Source organism: Promicromonospora sp. MS192, assembly GCF_049532985.1.
Taxonomy (GTDB): Bacteria; Actinomycetota; Actinomycetes; order Actinomycetales; family Cellulomonadaceae; genus Promicromonospora.
In genome coordinates this window covers 5,415,261-5,439,728 of record NZ_CP186693.1, presented here as the reverse complement: position 1 = coordinate 5,439,728, position 24,468 = coordinate 5,415,261, and the positions used below count along the sequence as shown (strand labels likewise).

General features: G+C 75.5%; 19 protein-coding genes. 5 read left to right on the top strand and 14 right to left on the bottom strand.

All coding sequences use genetic code 11. The features are described 5' to 3' along the window. Positions 1–51: 51 nt before the first annotated feature. The 3 genes from ACO229_RS24345 to ACO229_RS24335 are packed head-to-tail and all read right to left on the bottom strand — an operon-like array spanning position 52 to position 3,112. Positions 52–900: a glycosyltransferase gene (locus tag ACO229_RS24345; RefSeq protein WP_423463037.1), complete on the bottom strand. Its 849-nt coding sequence runs from the start codon at positions 898–900 to the stop codon at positions 52–54. Then, positions 897–2,075, bottom strand: coding sequence for a hypothetical protein (locus tag ACO229_RS24340; protein ID WP_423463036.1), 1,179 nt, complete (start codon positions 2,073–2,075; stop codon positions 897–899). Before ACO229_RS24340 ends, ACO229_RS24345 begins: the two co-directional genes overlap by 4 nt. Further along, positions 2,072–3,112, bottom strand: coding sequence for a glycosyltransferase (locus ACO229_RS24335; RefSeq protein WP_423463035.1), 1,041 nt, complete (start codon positions 3,110–3,112; stop codon positions 2,072–2,074). Before ACO229_RS24335 ends, ACO229_RS24340 begins: the two co-directional genes overlap by 4 nt. A gap of 184 nt (positions 3,113–3,296) precedes the next feature. Between ACO229_RS24335 and ACO229_RS24330 the strand changes: the two genes are divergently transcribed. Continuing rightward, positions 3,297–4,724: a polysaccharide biosynthesis tyrosine autokinase gene (locus tag ACO229_RS24330; protein WP_423463034.1), complete on the top strand. Its 1,428-nt coding sequence runs from the start codon at positions 3,297–3,299 to the stop codon at positions 4,722–4,724. Positions 4,725–4,808: 84 nt separating this feature from the next. On the opposite strand, the gene ACO229_RS24325 is transcribed toward ACO229_RS24330, so the two are convergent. From ACO229_RS24325 to ACO229_RS24295, 7 genes are all read right to left on the bottom strand, one after another. Beyond that, complete coding sequence (locus ACO229_RS24325) at positions 4,809–5,252, bottom strand: serine O-acetyltransferase (protein WP_423463033.1); 444 nt, start codon at positions 5,250–5,252, stop codon at positions 4,809–4,811. A gap of 185 nt (positions 5,253–5,437) precedes the next feature. Continuing rightward, positions 5,438–6,574 (bottom strand): glycosyltransferase family 4 protein, encoded by a 1,137-nt coding sequence (locus ACO229_RS24320; RefSeq protein WP_423463032.1) that lies wholly within the window; start codon positions 6,572–6,574, stop codon positions 5,438–5,440. Further along, on the bottom strand, positions 6,571–8,082 hold the full coding sequence (locus ACO229_RS24315; protein ID WP_397413403.1) for a lipopolysaccharide biosynthesis protein: 1,512 nt from the start codon (positions 8,080–8,082) through the stop codon (positions 6,571–6,573). Before ACO229_RS24315 ends, ACO229_RS24320 begins: the two co-directional genes overlap by 4 nt. Then, positions 8,079–9,149 carry a glycosyltransferase gene (locus tag ACO229_RS24310; protein ID WP_423463031.1) on the bottom strand — a complete coding sequence of 357 codons (1,071 nt, stop codon included), beginning with the start codon at positions 9,147–9,149 and terminating at the stop codon, positions 8,079–8,081. Before ACO229_RS24310 ends, ACO229_RS24315 begins: the two co-directional genes overlap by 4 nt. A gap of 44 nt (positions 9,150–9,193) precedes the next feature. After that, positions 9,194–10,744 carry a sugar transferase gene (locus ACO229_RS24305; protein ID WP_423463030.1) on the bottom strand — a complete coding sequence of 517 codons (1,551 nt, stop codon included), beginning with the start codon at positions 10,742–10,744 and terminating at the stop codon, positions 9,194–9,196. A gap of 104 nt (positions 10,745–10,848) precedes the next feature. Next, complete coding sequence (locus ACO229_RS24300; RefSeq protein WP_397413399.1) at positions 10,849–11,415, bottom strand: LPXTG cell wall anchor domain-containing protein; 567 nt, start codon at positions 11,413–11,415, stop codon at positions 10,849–10,851. Positions 11,416–11,542: 127 nt separating this feature from the next. Then, complete coding sequence (locus ACO229_RS24295; RefSeq protein ID WP_397413397.1) at positions 11,543–13,312, bottom strand: DUF4012 domain-containing protein; 1,770 nt, start codon at positions 13,310–13,312, stop codon at positions 11,543–11,545. 455 nt (positions 13,313–13,767) lie between these two features. On the opposite strand from ACO229_RS24295, the gene ACO229_RS24290 reads away from it, so the two are divergent. After that, a complete protein-coding gene (locus ACO229_RS24290) occupies positions 13,768–14,319 on the top strand; it encodes a low molecular weight phosphatase family protein (RefSeq protein ID WP_423463029.1) in 552 nt (183 codons plus the stop codon). Positions 14,320–14,398: 79 nt separating this feature from the next. Further along, complete coding sequence (locus ACO229_RS24285) at positions 14,399–14,635, top strand: DUF2530 domain-containing protein (protein WP_423463028.1); 237 nt, start codon at positions 14,399–14,401, stop codon at positions 14,633–14,635. Positions 14,636–14,660: 25 nt separating this feature from the next. Here the strand turns inward: ACO229_RS24285 and ACO229_RS24280 are convergent, their stop codons facing one another. The 4 genes from ACO229_RS24280 to ACO229_RS24265 all read right to left on the bottom strand — a co-directional run bounded on the left by ACO229_RS24280 (position 14,661) and on the right by ACO229_RS24265 (position 20,542). Further along, on the bottom strand, positions 14,661–18,335 hold the full coding sequence (locus tag ACO229_RS24280; RefSeq protein WP_423463027.1) for an ATP-binding protein: 3,675 nt from the start codon (positions 18,333–18,335) through the stop codon (positions 14,661–14,663). Beyond that, a complete protein-coding gene (locus ACO229_RS24275) occupies positions 18,332–19,210 on the bottom strand; it encodes a DUF3027 domain-containing protein (RefSeq protein WP_423463026.1) in 879 nt (292 codons plus the stop codon). The genes ACO229_RS24280 and ACO229_RS24275 overlap by 4 nt, the downstream gene beginning before the upstream one ends. Positions 19,211–19,232: 22 nt before the next feature. Beyond that, positions 19,233–19,607, bottom strand: coding sequence for a cold-shock protein (locus tag ACO229_RS24270; protein WP_397413390.1), 375 nt, complete (start codon positions 19,605–19,607; stop codon positions 19,233–19,235). A gap of 206 nt (positions 19,608–19,813) precedes the next feature. Then, the gene (locus ACO229_RS24265) at positions 19,814–20,542 is read right to left on the bottom strand and encodes a TetR/AcrR family transcriptional regulator (protein WP_397413389.1); all 729 of its coding nucleotides are present in this window, start codon (positions 20,540–20,542) and stop codon (positions 19,814–19,816) included. A 124-nt stretch (positions 20,543–20,666) separates the two neighbouring features. Between ACO229_RS24265 and ACO229_RS24260 the strand changes: the two genes are divergently transcribed. Beyond that, complete coding sequence (locus tag ACO229_RS24260) at positions 20,667–21,587, top strand: NAD-dependent epimerase/dehydratase family protein (RefSeq protein WP_397413388.1); 921 nt, start codon at positions 20,667–20,669, stop codon at positions 21,585–21,587. Between the two features lie 61 nt (positions 21,588–21,648). Then, positions 21,649–24,432 (top strand): helicase-associated domain-containing protein, encoded by a 2,784-nt coding sequence (locus tag ACO229_RS24255; RefSeq protein ID WP_423463025.1) that lies wholly within the window; start codon positions 21,649–21,651, stop codon positions 24,430–24,432. The last annotated feature ends 36 nt before the right edge of the window (positions 24,433–24,468 follow it).

Below are 24,468 nucleotides of genomic sequence, written 5' to 3'. Positions count from 1 at the left end.
AGGAAGGCGGCCTTGCACGAAACATGCAGCCCGCTTGCAGCATCTGCCGCGTCAGACGAACAGCGTCCGGTCCCGCACGCTCCCCGCCACGCGCCCCGCCGTCAGCGCGAGCCGCTTGACCCCGCGCCGGCGCACCAGCCGGTCGGGCGACAGCGCCCGGACCAGGCCGCCCGCGACCGTGACCGGCACGCGCCACAGCGGCCGGCGCGGCAGGCCCGCGTCCCGGAACCGCAGGTAGATCCGCACCGACTGGCGCCCGTACCGGAACTGCTGACGCGCCAGGTCGCGCAGCCGCTCCCGCTCGTAGTACACGACGACGGCGTCCGGCACCGCGCGCGTGCGGTACCCGGCGAGGTGCGCCCGGTAGAAGAAGTCGGACTCGTCGCCGCCGCCGAGCAGCGACTCGTCGAACCCGCCGACGGCGTCGTGCACCTCCCGGGCGAAGCCGCAGTTGGCGCCGATGGGGCGCGGCACGTGCCACAGGTAGGTGGAGGTGGCGGGGTCGGTGCCGAGGACCGTCTCGTCGGGCAGCCGCCGCTCGACGGCTCCGCCCACGCAGTCCGCCCCCGCGCGGCGGGCCCGGTCCATCGCGGAGATCCAGCCCGGCGTGACGGCGTCGTCGGCGTCGCAGAGCAGGACGAACTTGCCCCGGGCGTGCGCCACGCCCACGTTGCGGGCGTGGTTGATGCCGGCCCGGCCGCTCGCGTCGACGCCCCGGACGCGCGGGTCCGTCCGGGCGGCCGCGGCGACGACGGCGCGGCTCTCGTCCCGCGAGCCGTTGTCGGCGACGACCACCTCGAAGTCGCCGGTGAAGTCCTGCGCCGCGAGGGCCCGGAGCTGCCGGCCGAGCGTCGCCGCCCCGTCCCGGCAGGGGATCACCACGGAGTACACCGCGCTCACCGCCCCGCCACGGCGCCACCAGGCCCACTCCTCACGGCGCCACCGGGCGCGCCCACTGCCGTGTCGGCCTCCTGCGCCGCCCGGGCATCCTGCGGGTCCGACCCGTCCGAGGGACGCGGACGCGGGCGCCACAGGATGACCGCGAGCATCACCGGCAGCAGCGGCGTGAGGTGCCGCACGTACGAGCCGTAGTCGGGCTCGAACACGCTCTGCACCACGGTCAGGCCCAGGACGAGCGCGACCAGGCGCGCCCACTGCGGGTCGCTCCGCGCCCGCGCACCCCACAGCCGGACCGCCCGTCCGAACTGGAACCAGAGCACGGCCAGGAACGCCGCGACCATCAGGTAGTACGGCGAGAGCTTGAGGATCAGCGGCAGGGGCACGGCGAACGTCACCAGCACGATCACCGAGTTCAGGAAGCTGCCCACCGGTCCCGCCACGTCGACGAACGGCTCGATCAGCGTGCGCGTGTCCACGTCGCCGATGCGTACCTCGTTGACCTTGGTGCGGTAGAAGTCCAGCTCGACCCCGAGGTAGTTCTGGAAGACGACGGCCAGCACGACGAGGGCGGCCACCGCCGCGGCGATCATCCGGCCCACGGAGAACCCCCGCGCCATGACCACCCGGAACCCGACGTAGCCGCCGATGACGAGGTACCAGTAGTCCCGGAACTCGTGGGCGTAGACGGCCATGGCCGCCACCAGCGCGATCTCGGGCCACCACCCGCGCCGGCGCCACAGCGCGACGAGCGCGATCGGCAGCACGAACACGTCCTTGGAGTACGTGCCGACGTACACCACGGCCAGCACCACCGAGCCCACGACGAGGCCGAGCCCCAGGAGCCCCGCGTTCCCGATCCGTCCCCGCAGCGCCACCAGCAGCACGGTGGCGAACAGGAGGTACCCCAGCAGCCCCGCCCAGACCGGCTGCTCGGCCAGGCCGAGATCGCGGTAGATCGCGCCCACCGTGCTGAACGACTTGTCCGAGTCGTAGCCCTGGTAGCCGCCCGCGATCGTGGCGATCTTCCGGCTGTCGTACAGGAACCGCTGCGGCACCGCCGGGCTGCCCAGCAGCACGAAGCACGCGCTCCCGACCAGGAGCAGCCCGACCAGGAGCTGCTTCACCGTGCGGTCGCCGTCGATCGCACGGCGTTCGGGGTGCGGGCCCTGCGTCACGCCACCAGCGCCCCTCCGGCGGCGGTCGCGTAGGCCCGCACGACGCCGTCGTGCAGGGCCGTCTCGTCCATCTCACCCACGAGACGGTCCCCCGACGCGATCATGCGCAGCCGCTGCCGGGGGTCCTCGACGGCGGCGTGGACGGCGGCCGCGGCCTCGTCCGGCGTGCCGACGGCGGTCAGCCGCGCCCCCTCGAACGCCGGGATGTCGCGGACCACCGCCGGCAGACCGACCCGGGCGGCGTCGAGCACGCTGATCGGGAATCCCTCGTAGGCGGCGCTGTGCAGGTAGACGTCGGAGGCCGCCATCTGCCGCATGACGTCGTCCGCGGTGAGCCACCCCGTGACCTCGACCCCGGCGTCCGCCAGCTCCCGCACCAGGTCCGGGTCGCCGTCGCCCAGCCAGCGGAAGGTGAGCCCCAGTCCGGCCGCGCGCGCGGCCCGCGCCGTCGCCGCGTAGAACCGCGGGTCCTTCTGTGCCACCACGCGGCCGACCATCGTGACGATGCGCCGGGACCCGGCCCCCGCACCGGAGCGCGCCCCGGCCTCACGGACGGCCGCGGACGACGGCGCGTTGGGGATGCGCACCACGTGGTGCGCGCCCATCGACCGGGCGAGCCGCTCCTCGCGCGGGCTCACCGCCGCGACGACCGAGCCGTTCGCCGCGAGGAACCGCTCGGCGGAGCGGACGGCGCGGCGCACGGGGCCGGGCAGGTCGGGCCGCTCGAAGTAGTAGCAGTGCGGCTGGTACACGACGGGCACGGGCAGCCGCCGCACCCGCGTGTACAGACCGGCCCAGCTCGAGTGCGCGTGCACGACGTCGGGCGCCACCTCGTCGACGACGTCCCGCACCGCGCGGACCCGGGCCACGTGCCCGTCCGGGAGGTCGGCCGTGCCCCGGTAGGCGCCGCGGCCGTGCGTGCTCTCGATGCCCGTGGAGAGCAGGTGGTGCTCGGCCTCCGGAACCAGCTCGGTGATGCGGTCGATCGCTCGGCCGACGCCCCCGGAATAGCGGTCCGTGACGTGCAGAATTCGCACCTGCAGATCTCCCTGTCGAGCGCCCTTTACGTCCGGAATTTGCGGCAATAAACCGGGATATCCCAGCGGGCGCGCTTCTCCGGAACGTCGGTTAGATTACCAACGGAAGCGCAGGCAGGCCCGTCAGGGGAACACGTTGAACGTGACCGAATATCTCAGGATCATCCGTAAGCACTGGGTTCCCGTGACCGCTCTGGCACTTGCCGGAATTGTGCTCGCCGGGTTGTTCGCATTCACCAGGACGCCCACCTATACGACCTCCGCGCAGGTATTCGTGTCGTTCCACGGCGCCGAGTCCACGTCCGAGCTCGCCACCGGCACCACCTATGTGCAGCGCCGCGTCGTGTCGTACTCGAACCTGGTGCGCAGCCCGCAGGTGCTCGAACCGGTCGTCGAGGAGCTCGGCCTCGACACGACCCCGGGCGAGCTGGCCACCCGGGTCCAGGCCGCCCCCGTCACCGACACCGTGCTCATCGACATCACCACGACGGACGCCGACCCGACGCTGGCCGCGCGCATCGCGAACACCGTCGCCGAGAGCCTCGCCGTGCGGGTCGACGCGCTGGAGACGCCGCAGGGTGCCGGCGACTCCCCCGTGCAGCTCCAGCTCGTCCGCGAAGCCGTGCCACCGGTCTCGGCGAGCTACCCGAACATCCCCGTCATGATCCTCGTCGGCCTGCTCCTCGGCTCCGCCCTCGGGGTCGCGCTCGCCGTGCTGCGCGAGATCGTCGACACCCGCGTGCGCTCGGAGCAGGACCTGCGGACCGTCACCGACTCCGCGGTCATCGGCACCATCACCCTCGACGACGAGGCGAAGAGCAACCCGCTCGTCGTGCAGACCAGCCCGTACCACACGCGCTCGGAGGCGTTCCGGCGGCTGCGCACCAACCTGCAGTTCCTGGACCTGGACGGCGGCCCGCAGGCCCTGGTGGTCACCTCCTCCGTGCCGGACGAGGGCAAGACCACCTCGGCGATCAACCTGGCCATCACGCTGGCCGACGCCGACGCGAAGGTCCTGCTGATCGACGCGGACCTGCGCCGGCCCTCCGTCGCCGGGTACCTCGGCCTGGAGGGGTCGGTGGGCCTCACGACGCTCCTCATCCAGCGGGCGACGATCGACGACGTGGTGCAGCCCTGGGGCTCGGCCGGCCTGTACGTCATCCCGTCGGGGGCCGTGCCGCCGAACCCCGCCGAGCTCGTCGGCTCCCGCAGCATGGCCCGGCTGATCGAGGAGACGAGCCAGAAGTTCGACTACGTCATCATCGACACCCCGCCGCTGCTGCCCGTGACCGACGCCGCGCTCATCGCCAAGATGACCAGCGGCGTGCTGATGGTGGCGGGTGCGGGCCAGGTGCGCCGCGAGCAGCTCCGGCAGTCGCTCGCGAACCTGTCCGCCGTCAGCGCGCGCGTGCTCGGGATCGTCCTGAACAAGGCCGGCCGGGAGGCCGACGCCTACGGGGCCGGCTACTACGACTACCGCCCGCACGAGGACGACGCCCCGGCCGGCGGTGCCGACCAGAGCAGGGTGGAGAAGGGCTGGCGCCGCCTCGCGGGTGCGCGGCGGACGCCCGTCAGCGCCACGAGCACGCCGCCCGGAACGCTCCGCGGCTGAGGCGCGCGCCCCGAACCCTGGCACCCGGTCCTCAGCACCGGCCGTGCGTCACGCCGGCACCCGGGAGGCACCAGAGCACCGGTGTCACGGAATGATCCGGGCCGGGACACCGACCGCGGACGCGTCGTCCGGGACGTCCGCGAGCACCACGGCGTTGGCCCCGATCCGTGCCCTGTCCCCGACCCGGACCGGGCCGAGCACACGGGCTCCGGCGCCGACGTAGACGTCGTCGCCCAGCACCGGGTCGCCGTCCTCCCCGGAACGGGAACGTGCCGCGCCGAGCGTGATGCCCTGCTGCACGCGGGCGTCACGGCCGATCACCACGCCGGAACCGATCACCACGCCCGTGGGGTGCCACAGGACGAGGCCGGGACCGATCCGCGCCGACCAGGCGATGTCCGCCCCGGTGACGAGGTGGTTGAGCTGCTTGAGCACCGAACCCAGCACGGGCACCACGTGCCCCGCGCGCGCCGACGCCCGGTACAGGAAGGCCGCGGCGAACCGCAGGGTGAGCAGCGTGGGCAGCACGCCGGCGGTACCCGGGCGACGCGGGTCGTCGCTGGTGCGGTTCGCCGCGAGGTCGGCGAACAGGCCCGGAGGCGCCGTCGCGCCGGCTCTGCTCCTTGCGCCAGCGCCAGCGCCAGTGCCAGTGCCAGCGCCAGCTCCTGCGCCAGCGCCCGCACCTGTGGCCGTGTCCCGGGCCGTGTCGTTGGTCATCGCCGCACCACCAGCCGGTCCTCCGCCGGGCTCACCGGTGCGCGCAGGCTCCAGCGCACCCGGCCGGCAGCGCGTGCCGCCGCGTCGATCGCCGCGCCGAGCCGCTCGCTGCCCGCTGTCCAGTCGTAGGCGGCCACGCGCTCCACGGCGCGGGCGCGCAGCCGGTCCCGCAGGTCCTCGTCCGCCATGAGCCGGGCCGCCGCGCCGGCGAGGGCGGCAGCGTCGCCCGGCGGAACGACCAGGCCGTTGCCCAGGTCGTGGACCACCTCGGCCTGTCCCGGCACGTCCGTCGCCACCACGGGCAGGCCCGCGGCCGCGGCCTCGACCACCTTGAACGGCGAGGTGCCCCGGGCGCTCGCCGCGACGGCGCCCCGGGTCGCGAAGGCGAGCGTGGCACCGCCCAGCACGCGCGCGACGGCGGCGCGGTCGAGCACGCCCCGCCACTCGACGCCGTCGTCCCGAGCCGCCAGCACGGCGTCCCGTTCGGCTCCGTCGCCGACCACGACCAGCCGCAGCCCGCTCGGCCAGTCCGGCCGGCGCACGGCGTCGACGAGCTCCCGGATGCCCTGCCAGGGCGCGAGGTTGCCGACGAAGACGGCGTAGGGCGGCCACACGGGTGCTCGCCGTCCGGCGGCGAACAGCGCGACGTCGGCCCCGTTCTCCAGGACGGTCACCTCGTGGGCGGGCCGGCCGGTCACCTCGACCACCCAGCGCGCGATGCCGGCCGACGGCGCCACGACCCGGTCCGCGAGGGCCAGCGGCCGCAGCGCGATCCACCGGGCGACCCGGGAGCGTCCGATCCACGGGTGCACGGCCTCGACCTCGGCCAGCACCCCCTGGGCGCTGACGACGCAGGCACCGCCGCGCAGCCTGGCGGCGACCAGGGCGGGCAGCGCGAACGGGTGCCACCGCACCACGACGACGCCGCGCCGCGGCTGACGCACCGAGTCCAGCAGCAGCCGGGCGAGACGGCTGACCCGCCCCCCGGACCGGTCCCGCCGGGCCACGACCCGTTGGGGCTCGATCCCGAGCGCCGCGAGCCGGCGGAGCGTGCCGTCGAGGTGCACGCCCGCGGCAGCCGACTCTGCGGCGCCCTCCAACCAGACGAGGGTCACCCTGGTTCGTGGGTTCACGCGCTCTCCTTCTCCACGGACGGACTCCCACCACGCCGCGACAGCAGACGCGCGGCATGCCTCAGCACGGCCAGGTCGGCCCGCAGACGGCGCCAGAGCAGCGCCTGCACAGCGAGCGCAGCGGCCCACACCAGCAGGCCGACGGCGATCGCGAGCCACGGGCCCGGGCCGGGCAGCAGGCTCACGACGAGTCCCGCCGCCGCCGCGGCCAGACCGTGCCCCGCGAAGGCCCGGACCCCGTTCCGGAACAGGGCGCCCGCCGGCGCGTCGGTCACCCGGCCGACCCACCACAACCCCAGCGGCCAGACGACGGCGGTCGACACCGCGTAGCCCAGCGCGGCCCCCGTCATGCCGAGGAGGCTGCCGCCGCCGATCGCGAGCAGCACCACCGGCCGGGTCACCAGCGTGAACCGCAGCAGCGAACCCGTGCGGCCCGACGACTGGAACACCCAGCCGGGGGCGAACCCGGCCGCCTCGAACACGCCGCCGACCGCCAGGATCGCGAAGGCGGGCGCGGCCTGCGACCAGCGTTCGCCGAGCACCACGTCGACCACGGGTCCCGCCAGCGCCGCCGCGAGCGCCAGCGCCGGGACGATCGTGTGCAGCAGGACGGTCTGGCCGAACAGGAGGAACTCGCGGTAGCGCGCGGCGTCGTCGCGCACGCGGGAGAGCACGGGGAGCGCCACGCGGTTGGCGGGCCAGGTGGCCTGCCGGATCGGCAGCGCCATGAGCTGGTACACGCGGCTGTAGAGGCCGGCGACGCCCGCCCCGAAGCGGACGCCGAGGATCGCGGTGTCGATGTTGCGGGTCGCGTAGCCCAGGAGCTGTGCCCCGAGCAGGTTGGACCCGTACCGCACGAAGGGGCGCACGGAGACGTCCCGCCGCGGCCACCGGGGCAGCCAGCGCCCGGCGACGATCACGCCGGCCGACATCACGAACGCGGCCACGAGCTGCTGGGCCACCAGTGCCCAGTAGTCACCGCCCGCGACGGCGACGACGATCGCGACGGCGAGCCCCGCGACCGGACCGGCAACGTCGGCGACGGCGGCGGCGCCCAGCCGCATCCCGCGCACGAGGCCGGCGCGGTGCTGGGTGGCCAGGCTGTTCAGCAGGAAGCTCAGGGACACCCAGCGCGTGACGTCCGCGAGCTCGGGCTGCCCGTAGAAGGCGGCGACGAGCGGCGCGCAGGCGATGCCCGCACCGGTGAGGACGGCGCCGATCAGGGTGTTGAGCCAGAACAGGTTGTCCCGCTCGGCGTCGGACAGGGTCCGTGCCTGGATCGCGGCGTTGGCCAGGCCGAAGTCCCGCACGGTCTCCGCGACACCGACCAGGGCGAGCACCATCGCGAGGTAGCCGAACGCCTCCGGGGCCAGCAGGCGCGCGAGCACGACGATCGACACCGCCTGGACCCCGACCTTGAGGAGCTGCCCGCCCAGGGTCACGGCACCCCCGCGGGCCGCCTGCCGGCCGAGCGGCGTCCGGTCGGGGGCCGTGGACGTACCGGTCACGCTCGCCGTCCGACGGCGCGCACGATCCGGCGGTACGCCTCGGCGTGCCGGATGCCGACCAGCTCCCAGTCGCGGTCCGCGAGGTGGGGGCGCGTGCCGCGCTCCCGGACGAGCCGCGCGGCCGCGAGCGCCCGGAGCAGGTCGCCGCGCTGGAGGGTGCCGTCGAACATGATCACCCAGCCCTCACCGACCTCACGCGCGAGGGCGTCGGTGGCCTCGCTGCGCGGTACCAGCACGGGGCGGTCCAGGGAGAGGGCCAGCAGCGCGGCGCCGGAGTTGTGCATCTGCAGGTAGGGCAGCACCACGAGCTCGGCGCGCCGTACCTCGCGGGCAAGGACGTCGTCGGGCACGAACTCCAGGCGGGTCTCCACCCGGGGGTCCGCGGCGGCCACCGCGGCGATGTGCTCGGCGAGGCCGGCGTCCTCCGGCCGCCCGGCGACCGTCAGCCGCAGGCCCGGGTCGTCGATCGACCCGAACACGTCCAGCAGGCGTTCGATGCCCTTGTACCGCCGGACCAGGCCGAACTGGAGGAGCCGCCCGGGCTCCGCCACGGTGGCGGGGTCGGGTGGGAAGACCGACCGGTAGTGCCCGTGCGGGATGGTCGCGGTCCGCACGCCGAGCGGCAGCGGCGTGGTCGGGTTGAGGCGGATCCACAGCTCCGTGCGACGGTCGAGCGCGGCCAGGAACGCCCGCTCCAGCCGGTCGCCCGACTCGTGCGGGGCGAGGTTGTGGGCGGTGCGCACGACCGGCGTCTCCGTCAGCTCCAGCCGCAGCAGGAGCGTCCAGGCGAGCACGAGCTTGACGATCCGGCCGGGTACGGTGCGCTGCCGCACGAGGAACTCCGGCCAGTGCACGTGCAGCACGTCGTAGGCACCGAAGATCGCGCGGAGCCAGGTGAACGTCAGGATCCGGACCTCCGGCGGGGCACCGCCGATCATGTGGTCCACGTACTGCGTGCTGCCGTCCGGGGCGGGCAGCACATGGAGCACACGCACGAGCCCGCGGGTGACGGGGGCGGCGTCCGGCATGGGGCCGGCTCCGTGGTCCGCACCGTTGCCCCTGTTCACAGGCCTCATGGTCCCGGCACGGGAGGAGAACCGCATCTGGACCATCAGTACGCCCCGCTCGGCGCGAAGACCTCGCGGGCCGTGCGCAGCATGATGCCGATGTCGCCGAGCAGGCTCCAGTTCTCCACGTAGTAGAGGTCGAGGCGCGCGCCCTGGTCGATCGACAGGTCGTTGCGGCCGCTCACCTGCCACAGGCCGGTCAGCCCGGGCTTGACGAACAGGCGCCGGCGCAGCGCGTCGTCGTACTGCGCCACCTCCAGGGCCACCTGCGGGCGAGGCCCGACGAGGCTCATGTCGCCGCGGAGGACGTTGAGGAGCTGGGGGAACTCGTCGAGCGAGTACTTGCGCAGGAACCGGCCGAGCGGTGTCACGCGCGGGTCGTCCTTCGGCTTGTAGAACACGCCGACGTCGCCGTCGAGCACCTCGGCGAGCGCGGCCTCGGCGTCCTGCCGCATGGAGCGCAGCTTGTAGAGCGTGAACGGGCGGCCGTTCAGGCCGATCCGCTGCTGCCGGAACAGGGCGGGACCGGGGCTGGTCAGCCGCACGCAGAGCGCGAGGACCAGCATCGGGACCACCACGACGAGCCCGATCAGGGCGGCCACGACCACGTCGAAGACCCGCTTCACCGCGTGCTGGAGGCCCGTGTACCCGGGCGGCGACACCTGGACCACCGGTACGCCGTCGACCGGCGTGATGAGCAGCCGCGGGCTCGCCACGTCGGCGAGCGCAGGGACCACGACGAGCTCGGCACCCGTGGCCTCCAGGTCCCAGGCGAGCCGCTTGAGCGTCATGGGCGTGGCACTGTCGGACGCCGTCACCGCGACGACGTCGACGTCAGCCGCGCGCGCGGCCTCCGCGGCGTCCTCCACCCGGCCGAGCACGGGGACGCCGGCGACCGGGGACGGGACGCTCGGCCCGCCCGGCAGGCAGACGCCCACGACCTGGAACCCCGCCTCGTGCGCGCGCTCGACGCGGCGGCACAGGTCGAGCACGGCGTCCCGCGCCCCGACCACGAGCGTGCGGCGCTGGAACCTGCCGTGCGCCCGGTCGGCGTGCAGGCGCGCCGCCAGGACGCGCCGTCCCACGGCGAGGAGCAGGATGCCGACCGGCAGCGTCACCGCGACGTACGAGCGGGCGAGGTCGAACTTCACGAGGTAGCAGACGATCGCGGCGAGGCCGAAGAGCGCGAGCGTGCCGCGCGCGAGCCGCACGTACTCCTCACGGCCCGAGCCCAGGATGCGTGGGCTGCGCGCTCCCGCGAGCCCGATCGCGATCACCCAGGCCTCCGCCAGCGCGACCGAGATGAGCACGTACTGGCCGCCGCGGGGCTCGAAGAGGTCGACCTCCACCTGGCGGTCGAAGCGGAGCACGTAACCGAGGGCGACGGCGGCGACCACGGCAGCGAGGTCGACGAAGAGGGCCCGACGGTTGAGGACGTCCTGCCACGGGGCGGCCGGGCCACGGCGCGGGGCCGGTGCGGTCATCGAGGCCACGTGCCGGGCGGCCGCACGGTCCAGCTCGCTCGTGAGGTCGGTCGCGAGCTCGGCCGCCTCGCGGTCGACGTCGGCGGCGTTCGGATGGTTACCGATGGTCACGGCACGCTCCAGGACAAGGGCGACGAGGCCGGGGCGCTGCGGACGGCCGTGCGCCGCACCTCAGCTCCACGGTGAGGTGCGGCGCACGGCCGGCCCGGCGTGGATCAGTGCTGCCGAGCGGCCCGCACGCGGGACACGACCAGCGCGGCCACGCCCGCGAGCAGGAGGCCGCCGGCGATGGCGAGGTACGGCAGGCTGGTGGCCCCGGTCGAGGCCAGGACCACGTCCTCGTCGGTACCACCCCCGCCCGCCGCCGCGGAACCCGCCGTGACGGCGGTGATCGTGTAGGTCTCGGACAGCGGCCCGCCGTCCTCGTCGAGCACCTGCACCGTGTAGTCGCCCGGTGCGGAGACGGTCGCCGAGTCGCTGACCGTGCCGTTCTCGTCGAGGGTGAACTGGGCCGAGTCGGCACCGGCCACGTCGACGTCCGTGCCGTTCCCGGCAGCCTGGCCCGCGAAGGAGATCTGGACGGTGACGGTCGCGGACGCCATGTCGGCGCAGTCGATCGTGAAACCGAAAGGATCCCCGACCGTGACCGTCTGGCTGTCGAACGTGATGACGCACGGGAATTCGCTGTAGTCGGTGTCCGCCTGGTCCGCATGGGCGGCCCCGGCGGGTGCCAGCACGGCCGCCGTAGCGATCGCAATGGCGCTGATAAAGCGTCGAAGCATTGCTCTGTCCCCTGGATAGTGACTGACTGCTGCACGTGATAGGTGCCGCGGCACCGGTCTGCGTGCCCGGCATATCCAGCGCGGTCACACGCCTGCCCCGAATGAGGAGCGGATCAACCAGGAAAGGCTATTTCTCGAACGACACCTTGACGGGCCTGGGGCCCGGTGTCGTGCGAAGAATGACGCCTCCGTCCTGGCGCTTCCCAGAGATAATGGCATAGGTGACAGATGCTGTCTCGCCAGGGTGAAGTTCTATGTCATCGAATACTCTGGACAATTGATCGTGCTTCTGCGGAGAAAGACCGATTTTCTCGGAGTTTTCGGACGCCTCGACGACCGTCCCTCCAGCAGGCGCGTAGACCACGGAACGCAGGCGGATCAGCCCCGGTTCGCGCTCGTCGTCACCCACCACGTACGCGGGCAGGCGCGCCGCGTCGGCCGCCTTCACCCGGGAGGTGTACGTCACCGTGACGTCCAGCCGGCGGGAGCCGTCGGGCCGCGTCTCCCGCTCGGCCACGTCCACCGCGGTGTCGAGGTAGTAGCCGATCTTCGCCATCTGCAGTCCGTGCGTGAAGACCCCGACCACGGGGCGCGCGCCGTTCACGCCGCGCAGCCCGCCGTCGAGCACGGTGCCCGACAGGAGGTCGGCCTCGGTCCGGTCCGCCGACCACACGAGCAGCCGCCCCTCGCGGGCGGCGACCGTCAGCGCCTCCACCATGCCGGCCGACCCGGCAGCGCCGGACGACAGCGACCCGAACGCGGTCCGGGCGACGTCCGCGAAGATCTGGTCCGCGCCCTGCGGCGTCTCGGTGAGGTAGACGCCGTTGATCAGGTAGCTCACCAGGTCGGCACCCTGGAGCCCGCCCGCCGGTCCCACCTCCAGCGGGCCGTCGGCCGCCAGCAGCCGGGCCAGCGCGGCGGGGTCCGTCGCGAGCACGCCGTCCACCGTCTGCCCGGTCTCCCGGGCCCACATGGCCCGCGCGATCTGGGCGGCGCGGGGAAAGTCCGGGGTGGCGGTCACGTTCTGCATCCAGCGCCCGACCTTGTCGCCGAACACCGCCTGCTCGTCCTCGGTCAGCTCGGCCGCCGGTGTCGGGAAGGGGCCCACCTCGTCGGCGGGCATCTGCCGGGTGAGCTCGATCCGGCCCTGGTCGGCGTGCAGGACCAGCACCGTGCCGACGATGCCACCCAGCGCCCGGGGCTCGGCGCTGTTCTGCACGAGAACGAGGTAGTCACGCGGGCCGTCGGCGCCCAGCATCGGCGGGATGAGCTGCGCGGCGCGCGCCGCCGTCGCCGTCGACATCCGCAGGTCGCCGAGCTGCCGGTGCAGGTCGGCGACGGCGGTGGACACCTGCGGCAGGACCGGCGACCGGTCGATGCGCGCCACGCGCTGCTGCGCGTAGCCCACGGCCTGGTCCGCCTGGGCCACCGCGGGCGCGGCCGCCACCAGGGGGTCGAGGTCGATCCGGCCGTCGTGCGGGGCGAACGTCGCGGGGTCGGCCAGCTCGACCACGTCGGCGAGCCGCGGCAGCGGTCCACGGGCGAGACCGTCGGCCACCGCTGCCATCGTCGCGACGGCCTCCACCGTCGGCCCCGCGACCGGGAGCCTGCTCACCAGCGACCAGTGCGGGCCGTCGGTCGCGTCCCGCGCCTCGGCGGTGTGCCGCTGCAGGTCGGCGACGCCGGCGTCGAGCCGGTCGATGCGCCCGGCGACGGCGTCGGCCTGCAACGTGGCGACGCCCTGCGCCGCCTGGCCGAGCGCCGCGCGGGCGCGCACGGCGTCGACGACGACCCACGCGAGGACCAGCGCGAGCACCGCGAGCAACCCGCCCACGCAGAGCAGCACGACCCTCAGGTTCCGGCGACGGCGGCGGGTCCAGAACTCCCGCCGGGGCAACGACGGCTTCTCCCATCGGGGCGGTGCCGGACGCTCCGCCACGAGGGTGCCGGCCCGCCCGGTGCCAGGCCGTGGCGGCCGCGGCGGGCCGGGCCTGCGCAACGGCAGCACCTTTGCACCCTCACCCTTTTTCTCGCCGAGGCGGCTGCTTTCAGAACCCTCCCTGGATCTCGGGTTCCGCGTGTTCTCTGCGGGGGCCGTGGCGGGCGGGGACACCGGCACGTCCGCCCACTTGTCGCCCCATCCAGGATGTGTCACCGGACCTCCTGACGGCTTAGTGCGCGTTACGTTACCCGCGACCCGCCGGAGGAGCGCGCCGGAATTCACCAGTTTGCATTGACCGATGATTGTCGGCGAGCATTTCCATGATGCCGCATAGAAATGCTGGTCAAGGTCATGCAATGCGCGGATAGAATAGCCGCGACATACCACGGTCCCGAAGAAAGGCATGTGCGATGGCGTTCAGCGTGCTCGCGGTCTGCACGGGCAACATCTGCCGGTCCCCGGCGGTGGAGACGCTGCTGCGCCACGCCCTCGACCCGTCGGTCACCGTCGCCAGCGCGGGCACCCGCGCGCTGGTGGGCCAGCCGGTCGCCGAACCGATGGCCGAGCTGCTGACGGCAGACGGGCTCCCGCCCACCGGGTTCGCGGCCCGGCAGCTCGTGCCCGCGCTCGTCGAGCAGGCGGACCTGGTGCTCGCCCTGACCACCGCGCACCGTGCCCGGGTGGTCGAGTCGGTCCCGTCCGCCGTGCGCCGCACGGTCACCGTCACCGAGCTGGGCCGCTTGTCGAGCACGCTGGCACCGGGTGCCGTCACCGGCGAGGACGACGCCGCCCGGCTCGCCGCCCTGCTGCCCGCCGCCCTCCAGGAGCGGCCCCGCCACGCGGGCCGCCGCCACGACGACGACGTCGTGGACCCCTACCGACGGTCCGGCGCCACGTACCGGCGCAGCTACGACCAGATCGTCGACGCCCTGACGTCCGTGGTGGCCGCGTTGCGGGCGTGACCGGGCACACCCCGGTTTCACCCCTGGCGCACCCCCGTCGTCGCCGGGCTTGACGAGTCCTTGTCCGTACACTGGCAAGGTGCCAACGATCCGCTCTCTGCTGGCTCACCCGGAGCAGCGCCGGCCGAGCCCTCCGGCTCCGCGCGCCGATCTCTTCCGGGTCCTCGGCGCGGGCATCGGCATGTTCGTGATCGGGCTCGTGGTGATGCTCGTCCTGGCTCTCACCGGGCGGGGCAGCATGGAGGCCGTCGCGATCTGCGGCACCGGGATGGCGCTCGGCGGGCTCGGGCTCCTCTGGGCGCGCCGGCACCGCTGACCCGGTCGCACTCCCGGACGGCCGGTCAGGGCCAGGCACGCTCCGCGTCCAGGAGCTCCGCCCGGTCCGGGTCGCGCAGCGCCGCCTCCAGGAGGAGCGCATCGGCCCCGGTCAGCTCGGCCAGCGCCCGCGCGAGGCCCTCGACCGAACCGGCGTGCGGCACGCCGGAGCCGTCGTCCGCCGTGGAGACCCACCATGCGACGTGCGTGCCCTCGACGGTGAGCGGCTCGTGGCGACGCCAGGTGGCCGGGGCACCCGGCACCAGGGCGCGGACACGCGGGTCCAGGTCCACGCGCTCCCCGGCGTCGTCGGGCACCACGGCGGGGTCGTCCTCGTAGGGCAGGTCGAGCAGGTCGGCGAGGTCCTCGGCGACGTCGGCCGGCGCGGGGACCACCGGGCCGAGCTGGGCCCACCGGGGCGAGGCGGCGACGGCGAGGTCCTCGGTGGCCTCCACGGTGACCCCGCCGGGCCCGAGCGCGGGGAGCCGCGCCGGGGTCACGGAGCCCGCGTCGCCGGTGCGGGCCAGCGCGGCCAGGCCGGCCCACACGGCACGCGCGACGGCGGCCGGCAGCCGCACCCGCTCGTCGCCCACCGGTTCCGGCAGACGGTCCAGGACCGTCGCCCAGTCACGTCCGGGCAGGTCAGCCAGGTTGTGCAGGCCACCCAGCGCGACCAGGACGCCGTCGTCGAGCCCGGCGGTCGCGGGCGGCGCGGGCGCCAGCAGGGGCGTGTCACCGATCGCGAACGGCGCGCCGAGCACACGGCGCAGGAACCACGCGGTGTACGACACCGCCTCCCGCCCGGGGGCGTCCGGCGAGCGCACGGGCGTCAGCAGCGCGCGGCGCAGCGCGCTGTCCGCCGCGATGCGGCCGAGCGCCGCGGTGAGGGGATCCTCGACGCCGGTCTCGTCGCCGGGCCCGGTCCGGCCCCGGTCGCCCTCGGGCGCCTCGCGCAGCACGTCCAGGTCCGGGACCGCCTCGACGTCGCCCACCCAGGCCCCGGGGCCCAGCTCGTCCGCGAGATGCTCGACGTATTCGTCCCACGCGGAGAGCCAGCCGGCCGGGTCGTCGGGGCCGTGGTCGGCGGTGTCCTCGGTCGTCAGCACGTCGGCGACCCGGTACGGCGCCAGGCCGGCACGGGCACCCGCGGCGGCCAGCGGCCCGGGCCCCCAGCGCTCGACGACGTGCTCGTCCACCACGGCGACGTCCAGGTTCCGGGCGGCCCAGGTGCCCGGCAGCGCGGACTCCCGCAGCGGCACGACGTCGCCGTCCGCCACCACCGGGAGCTCACCCAGCCAGAAGGGCAGCCCGTCCGGCTCCGGGGCCGAACCCGCACCGAGGCGGCCGCCGCCGTGCCCGCCCGGGCCCGGCACGTCGTCCTCGGTGACCGCGAGCGCGACCAGCTCCAGCACGGCCCGCACCGTCTGCGCGGCTCCGGACGGCGACGCCGCCGCATCCTCCGCGGACGGCGCGGACAGGACGCGGCCGACCTGGTCGGCGTCACCGTCCTCCAGGATCTCCTCGGCGGCGGCGAGGGCCGCGGACCGGACCGCGGCGTCGGCCAGGAGACCACGCGCCGAGGTGCGCGCGGCACCGACCCGTTCCAGCAACGGGTGGGCGGCGTCCGGGTGCACCACCCGGACGCCCAGGTCACGCGCGACCTGAGCGAGGTGCGGGGCGTCGAGGAGCACGGTGCCCCGGGCGCCCCGGCTGGTGCGCCCGTCGGCGAGCGGCACCGGGAGGCCTGCGACGGCCTCGAGCACCGCGGGGTCGCCGGTGTGCGCCGCGAGGGCGTCGAGGGCGTCGCGGACGACCCCGGGCTCGGGCGGCAGCGCCTCGACCAGCTCGGCGAGGTCGGCACGGTGCGCGCCGAGCGACCGTGCCAGTGCCTGGTGCCGCACCGGGACGGTGACGAGGGCGGCCGGCGAGCCGCCGGAGAGCACACGGGCGAACGCCGGGTCCTCCCCGAGCGGGCCGGCGAGGTAGGCGGCGTCCTGCGGCGGCACGCGCAGGACGTGCTCCTCGTCCGGCACACGGGGATGCGCCAGGGTGCCCTCCGGAGCGGCGTGCCCGGACCAGGACGGGTCCTCTCCCGGAGCGGCGTGCCCGGACCGGGACGGATCCTCTCCCGGCGCGTCGCCGGGCCCCGGCAGGCGCAGCAGCGGGGTGGTCCGCAGGGCGGCCTCGGCCGCGGCGCGCACCGCGGCGTCGACCTCGCCGGCCGGGAGACCGGTCGGCACCAGGCCGAGGACGTCGCGCTCCGCCGCGAGCCCGCCCAGGAACGCGGCGTACGCCCGGCCGGCCTCGGCGGCCACCCGGTCCGTGGTGGGCCCGGGCAGCACTCCCCGGCGCCCCGGGTCGACCGGGAACGACGCGATGAGCAGGGCGGGGAACGTGAGCGGCACGTCGGTGGGCGTCGGGGCGTGCAGGAAGGCGCTCACGCGCGCGCCCTCCGCCGTGGTCGGCAGCGCCCAGAGCACCGACCAGTCCGAGCGGCGCTCCTCGGTCGGCAGCGTGCCGTCCGGGTCGAGCGCCCCCGAGGCGCGCTGGACGCGCCACCTCGAGGAGACGTCGCGCAGCACGCGCGCAGTCGCCGACGGCGGGACGTCGCGCAGTTCAGAACCCGGCTGACCTGCGAAGTCGTCCTCGATCACCACCTCGGCGAGCGCGGGGAGGGCGAGCAGGAGGGCATCGTCGAGCGCGGCGAGCTGGTCGCGGACGGCGGCCACGGCGGCGGCGTCACGCAGCACGAGCTCGACCACGGTGTCCGGTTCGCCGGCCGTGGTGCCGGGAGCAGGGAACGGAAGCCGCAGCACGGGCAGCGCGTCCCCCCGCGCCCGCGCGTCACCCAGCAACCGGGCGCTCTCCTGCTCCCCCGCCGCCGACGCGAGGTCGGCCCTTTGTCTCGAGATCGGCCCATCGATGGACCGATCTCGAGACAAAGGATCGACCTCGGCGTGATCCTCGCCGGCGTCAGGGTCCAGGGCCAGCTCCGCACGGGTCGCGGCGAGCGAGAACCGCACGCCGCCGTCGCGCGAGCGGACCAGCACCTCGTCCGACACCGACCGGACCGCCGCGAACCCCACTCCGAACCGACCGACGGCGCGCATCGCCCCGCCGGTCCCGGAGCCGCCGGCCGGCCAGGCATCGACGCCGGCCGCTCGCCCGGCGTCGCCGCCGGCCGCTCGCCCGGCGCCGCCCGAGCCGCTGCCGGGCGGGCCCTGCGCCGGGCCGCTCCAGACGGTACCGGCCCCGACCTGCGCGGCGCCGCCCGGGCTCGTGCCGAGCGGGACCTTCGCGGAGGCCCGGAGGGACACCAGCGACGCGACCCCGGCGGCGTCGAGCGGTGCACCGGTGTTCGCCGCGACGAGCCGCCAGCCCGAGCCGCCGCCGCCCGGGTCGCCGCCGTCCGTACCGGCGCCGTCCGAGCCGGCGACGAAGCCCGAACCCGAACCCCCGTCACCAGGCCCGTCAGCGGCCCCGACGGCTTCCAGCCGCAGCACCAGCCGCCCCGGGACCCCCGCACGTGCCGCCGCGTCGGCCGCGTTCTGCGCGAGCTCCACCACCACCCGGTCGCGGTAGTACCCGCGCGCGTGGTCCTCCTCGGCGTTCGCGTCCTCGCGGAACCGCGTCGGGGAGGCGAGCCACGCCTCGGTCACCGCGCGCCGCAGCGCGCCGGTGCCGAAGGGGTCGTGGGTCACTCGCCCGGTGCGTCCTCGCGGCCGGCGGCAGCGCCGGCGCCGTCGGCGTCCGGGCCGCCGCTCTCGGTGCCACCCGCGTCCGCGACGGCCACCGGCTCCACCTCGTTCTCGTCGATCAGCGGCGCCGGGGCCGGCCAGTCGGTCGGGTGCTCCTCGACGTCGGTCTCCGAGTGCGCCCCGCAGCCGTGGTCGAGGGAGACCACCTTGCCGTCGTCGGGCGACCACTCGTTGGCGCAGACCCCGAAGAGCTGGCCCATCGAGCCGGACAGCGGGATGAGGAACGCACACGTCATGCACTCCGCGGCCGCGGCGACGGCACCCGCGGTGGTGGGGCCGCGCGACCCGCGGTACCAGCGCTCGGCCGCCTCGGCCCGGCCCTGCGGGGACAGCACGCGGGCGCGGGCGAGCGCGAGCTCGTCGATCGCCACCTCGTCCACCTCGGGGTCACCCGTGGGCGTGTACCCGGGCTCGAGCCGCGGGTCGTCGGCCTTGAAGGGCAGCACGTCGCCCGGGCCCACGTCACCCGGACGGAGCCGCTCGGACCAGGGCAGCCAGGCCGGGGCGAGGATCGCCTCGTCGCCCGGCAGCAGCTCGACCTCGCTGATCGTGGCGGTCCGGCCGCGCGGCACGCGCGTCACCGTGACCGTCCAGTGCCAGCCGCGGTAGCCCCGCATGGTCGCGGCGAAGCGGTGCGACGCCACCCGCTCGTCCTCGAAGACGGTGCCGAGGTGCTCCCCGACGTCGTCCGGTCGCTCGGCCACCTCCTGGGCGGCGGCGCGCGCGATCTCGACGGCGCCGTTCAGCACCGCGTCGCGGCTGGAGCGTGCGGTGACCCGCCGGGTGGACGTGCGTGCGGCGGGCGCGATGGTGACCATGTTCCTCGGGACCTCGTGGGTTTCAGGCGTCGAAGTCGTCTGCGACCTTGCGCAGCATCTTGGCAAGCGTCTCCGTGTTCTTCGGATAACGCCCCTTGCGCAGGTCATTTGCCACGCGGTCCAGCATCTGCGTGAGGTCGCCGACGATCACTGCCATGTCCTCGGCGTCCTTCCGCTTGGCCTTCGCGACCGACGGCGCGGCGTCGAGCACCTTGACGGCGAGCGCCTGCGGACCCCGGCGGCCGTCGGCCACCCCGAAGTCCACGCGCGCGCCGGGCTTGGGCACGACGCCCTGGGGCAGGGCGGAGGCGTGCAGGAACACCTCGCCCCCGTCCTCGCTGGCGATGAAACCGAACCCTTTGTCGGTGTCGAACCACTTGACCTTGCCGGTAGGCACTGCGACCTTCTTCTGTGCTTGTCGATGCTGTCCGCGAATCCGCTGACAGCGGTCAGGGCTGCTGCGACTGAGCGCGCCACCTCTGGCCGAAGCACAAGGTTACCGGGCGCGGGCGTACCGCGTCGCATGCATTCGGCGCCACTCACCCGCACGGCTCATCCGCACAGCGCGGCACAGTGCCCCGGACGACCCCGGGGCGCGCCGCCTCAGGCCTCGATCCCCAGGTCCGCCGCGAGCCGGAGCGCCACCTCGTCGAGCCAGGCCGCCGAGTCGGCGACGGAGCCGACCTGGTGGCCGAACAGTTCGAACGAGATCATGCCGAACAGCGTGGTCCAGGCCAGGACGGCGCGGCGGACGGTCTCGGGCAGCACGTCGTCCGCCAGGGCGGCCTTGCTCATCAGCCCGTGCTCGGCGATGAACGCCAGGGCGGGCGCCATCGTCGCGGGGTCCGGCGCCGTCGCCGGCACCACCGGGGGACGTGCGCCCGCGGCGAACGCGTCCCCGACGATCCGGACGAGCACCCGCACCACGCGCGTGGCCGGGTCCACGGTGTCACGCGGGGCGGCGTAGCCCGGCACCGGGGTGCCGTAGAGCAGCCCGAACTCCCCCGGGTGCGCCACGCACCACGCACGCACGGCCCGGAAGGTGGCCAGCCAGCGCGCGCGGGTGTCGGTGCGGTCCGCGACGCCGGCGTCGGCCGCCTCGGCGGCGGCGCCCAGCTCGCCGTAGGCCTCGATGAGCAGCGCCGTGAGCAGGGCGTCCCGGCTGGGGAAGTAGCGGTACACAGCCGAGGACACCATCTCGACGTCCCGGGCCACCGCGCGCAGCGACAGGGCGGCGGCCCCGTCCGTGGACAACCGCGCCCGGGCGGCGTCGAGGATCTCGCGGGTGATGGTCTCGCGGGCCAGGGCGCGGGCGGAACGGGCGGGACTCATGCGCCCCAGCCTCGCATGAAAGATCACTGCACACAACCGAGAGCACTGCTCTTGCCAAGAGGCAGGGGGACGTGCCACGCTGACGGCACACAGAGAGCATCGCTCTCGGATTGGAGCATTGATCATGTCCGACCGTCACCTCGTCGTGGGCGCCGGCCCCATCGGCCGCCACGTCGCCGCCCTGCTCGCGGAGCGCGGCTCGCACGTCACCGTCGTGAGCCGCTCGGGTCGCAGCACCGGGATCGACGGCGTGGAGCACCTCGCCCTCGACGCCTCCGACGCCGACGCCCTGGCCCGCGCCGCCGAGGGCACCGACCACCTCTACAACTGCGCCAACCCGGCCGACTACACCCAGTGGGAGCGGGTGTGGCCCCCGCTGGCCGCGTCCCTGCTGTCGGCAGCGGAACGCTCCGGCGCCGTCTACGCCATCACGGGCACGCTCTACCCCTACGGCCCCGTCGACGGCCCGATCTCCGAGGCCCTGCCCGACGCCGCGACGGACCACAAGGGCCGCCTCCGCGCCCGGATGTGGGCGCAGGCCAAGGCAGCCCACGACGCCGGGCGCATCCGGGCCGTGGAGATCCGCGGCTCCGACTACATGGGCCGCGGCGTCGGCGGCAACGGGCACATCTCCCGCCTGGTGCCCACCGCGCTGCAGGGCCGCCGGGTCCTGATGATGGGCCGCACCGACCTGCCCCACACCTTCACCGACGTGGCGGACGCCGCTCGCACCCTGGTCGCCGCCGCCGAGGACCCGGGCGCCCACGGACGCGTCTGGCACGTGCCGAGCAACGCCCCCGTGACCCAGGCCCAGGCCTTGACGGACGTGCTCGCCACGGCCGGCCGGCCACCGGTCAGGATCTCCTCGCTGCGCGGCGCAGCTCTCGCCGCGTCCGCGCTCGCCGTGCCCTTCATGCGGGAGATGCGCGAGATCATCTACCAGTGGGAGCGGCCGTACGTGCTGGACGACACCGCGGCCCGCGCCCGCTTCGGCATCACGCCGACCCCCTGGGAGGAGGTCTGCCGCCGCACCGCGCAGGTCTGACGGCGGCCGGGACGTGGTACGACCGGACGGGGCCCCAGGAAACCCGCGTAGCATCGTGAGGATGGCCTCCTCGCTCCCCGCAGCGCCGGCGGCGGCCACACGGCACTTCGCCGACGACCTCCGGCAGCGCTCGGACACCGCGCTCGCCGCGCTCCTGCGCGCCCGTCCCGACCTCGCCACACCGTCCCCCTCCACCCTGCGCTCGCTCGCGGCCCGGGCCTCCAGCAGGACGTCGCTCGAACGTGCCCTCGCCCGTACGGACGCGCTGACGTTGCAGGTCCTGGAGGCGGTGCTCGCCCTCGAACCGCTCGTCGGGGCGTCCGAGCCCCGCGCCACGACGGACCGTCCCGCGCCGGACGACCCGCCCGTCACCGACCCGCCGCTGCCCGGCCCGCTCACCACCGACGTGGTCACCCGGGCACTGGGCGGGTCGGCGGCGGACGAGCCCGCCGTGGAACGCGCCGTCCGGCGGGCGGTCGACCAGGCGCTCCTGTGGGACGCGGGGCCTGCGGCGACCGCGGGCGACGACCGGCCGGCCGGGCCCCTCGACCTGCGTACGGTGCCCGGGCTCGACGAGCTGCTCGGGCCCAACCCGGCCGGACTGGGCCCCCACCTCTCCCCCGCCCCGGACGGGCTGGCGACGGCGGTCGGCCGGGCCCTCGGCACCACCCCGCAGCCGGCGGCGCCCGGCGCGGCGCTCGACGCCCTCCTCGCGTCGGCGCCCCCGGGCACCCGGACGGTCCTGGACGCGCTCGCGTGGGGCCCGCCCGTCGGCCTCGTGCCCGCGGCGGGAACCCGACCCCGCGACGCGGTGAACTGGCTCGTCACGGAGCACCTCCTGGTCCGGTCGGACGCACGCCACGTGGTGCTGCCGCGCCTGGTCGGGCTCGCCCTCCGGGACGGACGCACCCACCGCGCGCCCCGCGCCGTGCCTCCTGCGCCCGCGGGGCGCGAGGTACCCCTCGCCACGGCCGACGCCGAGGCCGCGAGCGCCGCGCTGGAGCTCGTCCGCCGGGTGCGCCTGCTGCGCCGGTCCTGGGACGAGAACCCGCCGTCGGTGCTCCGTGCGGGTGGCCTGGGCGTGCGCGACCTGCGCCGGGTCGCCGCGGAGCTGGAGTCGGACGAGCGCGCCGCGGCGTTCGTGGTCGAGGTGGCGGCCCTGGCGGGCCTGGTCCGGGACGACGGCGAGGCGCCGCCGTCGTACGTGCCGACCGTCGCGGACTGGGACGACCTGGACGACGCCGGTCGCTGGGCGCGGCTGGCCGAGGCCTGGTTGTCCTCGCGCCGCGCGCCGTGGCTGGTCGGCTCGCGCGACGACAAGGGCGCCCTGCGCGCGCCGCTGTCGCCCGACCTGCAGCGGCCGTGGGTGCCCCGCCTGCGCAACGGCGTGCTGGGCGTGCTGGCCGGGCCGGACGGCGCCACCCCGGGCACAGCCGGGCCGGACGCCCTCGCGGCACCGGTCCCGGCGGAGGGCACGGTGCTCGCCCCCACCCCTGAGGCGGTCGTCGAGGTGCTGACCTGGCACACGCCCCGCTCGGTACCGCCGTCGAGCGCGGTCGAGGGGCTGCTCGCGGAGGCGGAGTGGCTGGGCGTGACGGGTGCGGGCGCGCTGTCCACCCCGGGCCGCGCGCTCCTGCGCCCCCACGCGCCGGACGCACGGACCGACGGCGCAACCGGCCCGGCCTCGCTCGGCACGCCCCCGGACGGCCCGATCCCGGACGGCGCGCCGGTCACGGACGGCGCCGCGGACGCGCTGCGGGCGGTGCTGCCGCACGAGGTGGACGAGATCCTGCTGCAGGGTGACCTGACCGGCATCGTCCCGGGCCGCCCGTCCCGGCAGCTCGCCCGGCTCCTGGAGCGCGCGGCGGACGTCGAGTCGCGGGGTGCCGCGACGACCGTCCGGTTCAGCCCGGCCTCCGTCACCCGGGCGCTCGACCAGGGCGGCACGGCCGACGAGCTGCTGGACGAGCTGGCCCGCCGGTCGCCCGTGCCGGTGCCGCAGCCGCTGGACTACCTGGTGCGCGACACCGCCCGGCGGCACGGCGCCGTGCGCGTGGGCTCGGCGTCGTCGTACCTGCGGGCGGCCGACGCGACGGTGCTGGCCGGCCTGGAGCACGACCCGACGCTGGCCGGCCTGGGCCTGGTGCGGCTCGCACCGACGGTGCTCGCGGCGTCCGTCCCCGCGGCCGCCCTGCACGAGGCGCTGCGGGAGCGCGGCCTGGTGTCGGCCCTGGAGGGGCCGGACGGCCGGGTGCTCGTGGCCCGCCGCGGCGTGACGGGCCGCGCGATGCCCGCGCCACGCTCCGCGGCGGCCATCCGGATGGGCACGGGCTCCGACGTCGCCACGCGGGCTCCCGACCCCGAGGCCCTCGTCGCCGAGCTGCGCGCCGTCGAGGAGGCCGCCCGGTCGGGTGCCCGGGCGCGCGCCGAGGCGGCGGCCGTGGCCCGGTCGGTGACCGGAGCCGTCGCCCACCCGGGCGAGCACGGTCCCGGCGCGCCCGTGTCCGGCGGTGCGGTAGCCGGCCCGCCCGGCGCACGCGCACCACGGAACGGGGCGCCGGCACCGGGGAACGGCGCCGTACGGCAGCCCGCCGGTCCCGAGGACGACGACCCGGGAACACAACACCCCGCCGACGGGTTGGCACTCCTGCGCGACGCGCTCCGCGACGGCTCCACGGTGATCGTCGAGATGGCCGGGCACACCGGCCGGCTGGAGCGCCGCGAGCTGCGACCCCTGAACCTCGACGGCGGCCGGCTGCGAGCCCTCGACCCCGACCGGGAGGCCGAGCTCACCATCGCCGTCCACCGCATCGCGTCGGTCCTGCCGACGTCATCCACGCCCTAGCCCGGCACGACCGCTGCACCACCGCTGCACCACCGA

Coding starts and splice junctions, on each gene's coding strand:
- ACO229_RS24300 (WP_397413399.1), bottom strand. CDS start 11,415: ATGCTTCGACGCTTTATCAGCGCCATTGCGATCGCTACGGCGGCCGTG.
- ACO229_RS24290 (WP_423463029.1), top strand. CDS start 13,768: ATGGCGTTCAGCGTGCTCGCGGTCTGCACGGGCAACATCTGCCGGTCC.
- ACO229_RS24275 (WP_423463026.1), bottom strand. CDS start 19,210: ATGGTCACCATCGCGCCCGCCGCACGCACGTCCACCCGGCGGGTCACC.
- ACO229_RS24265 (WP_397413389.1), bottom strand. CDS start 20,542: ATGAGTCCCGCCCGTTCCGCCCGCGCCCTGGCCCGCGAGACCATCACC.
- ACO229_RS24260 (WP_397413388.1), top strand. CDS start 20,667: ATGTCCGACCGTCACCTCGTCGTGGGCGCCGGCCCCATCGGCCGCCAC.
- ACO229_RS24255 (WP_423463025.1), top strand. CDS start 21,649: ATGGCCTCCTCGCTCCCCGCAGCGCCGGCGGCGGCCACACGGCACTTC.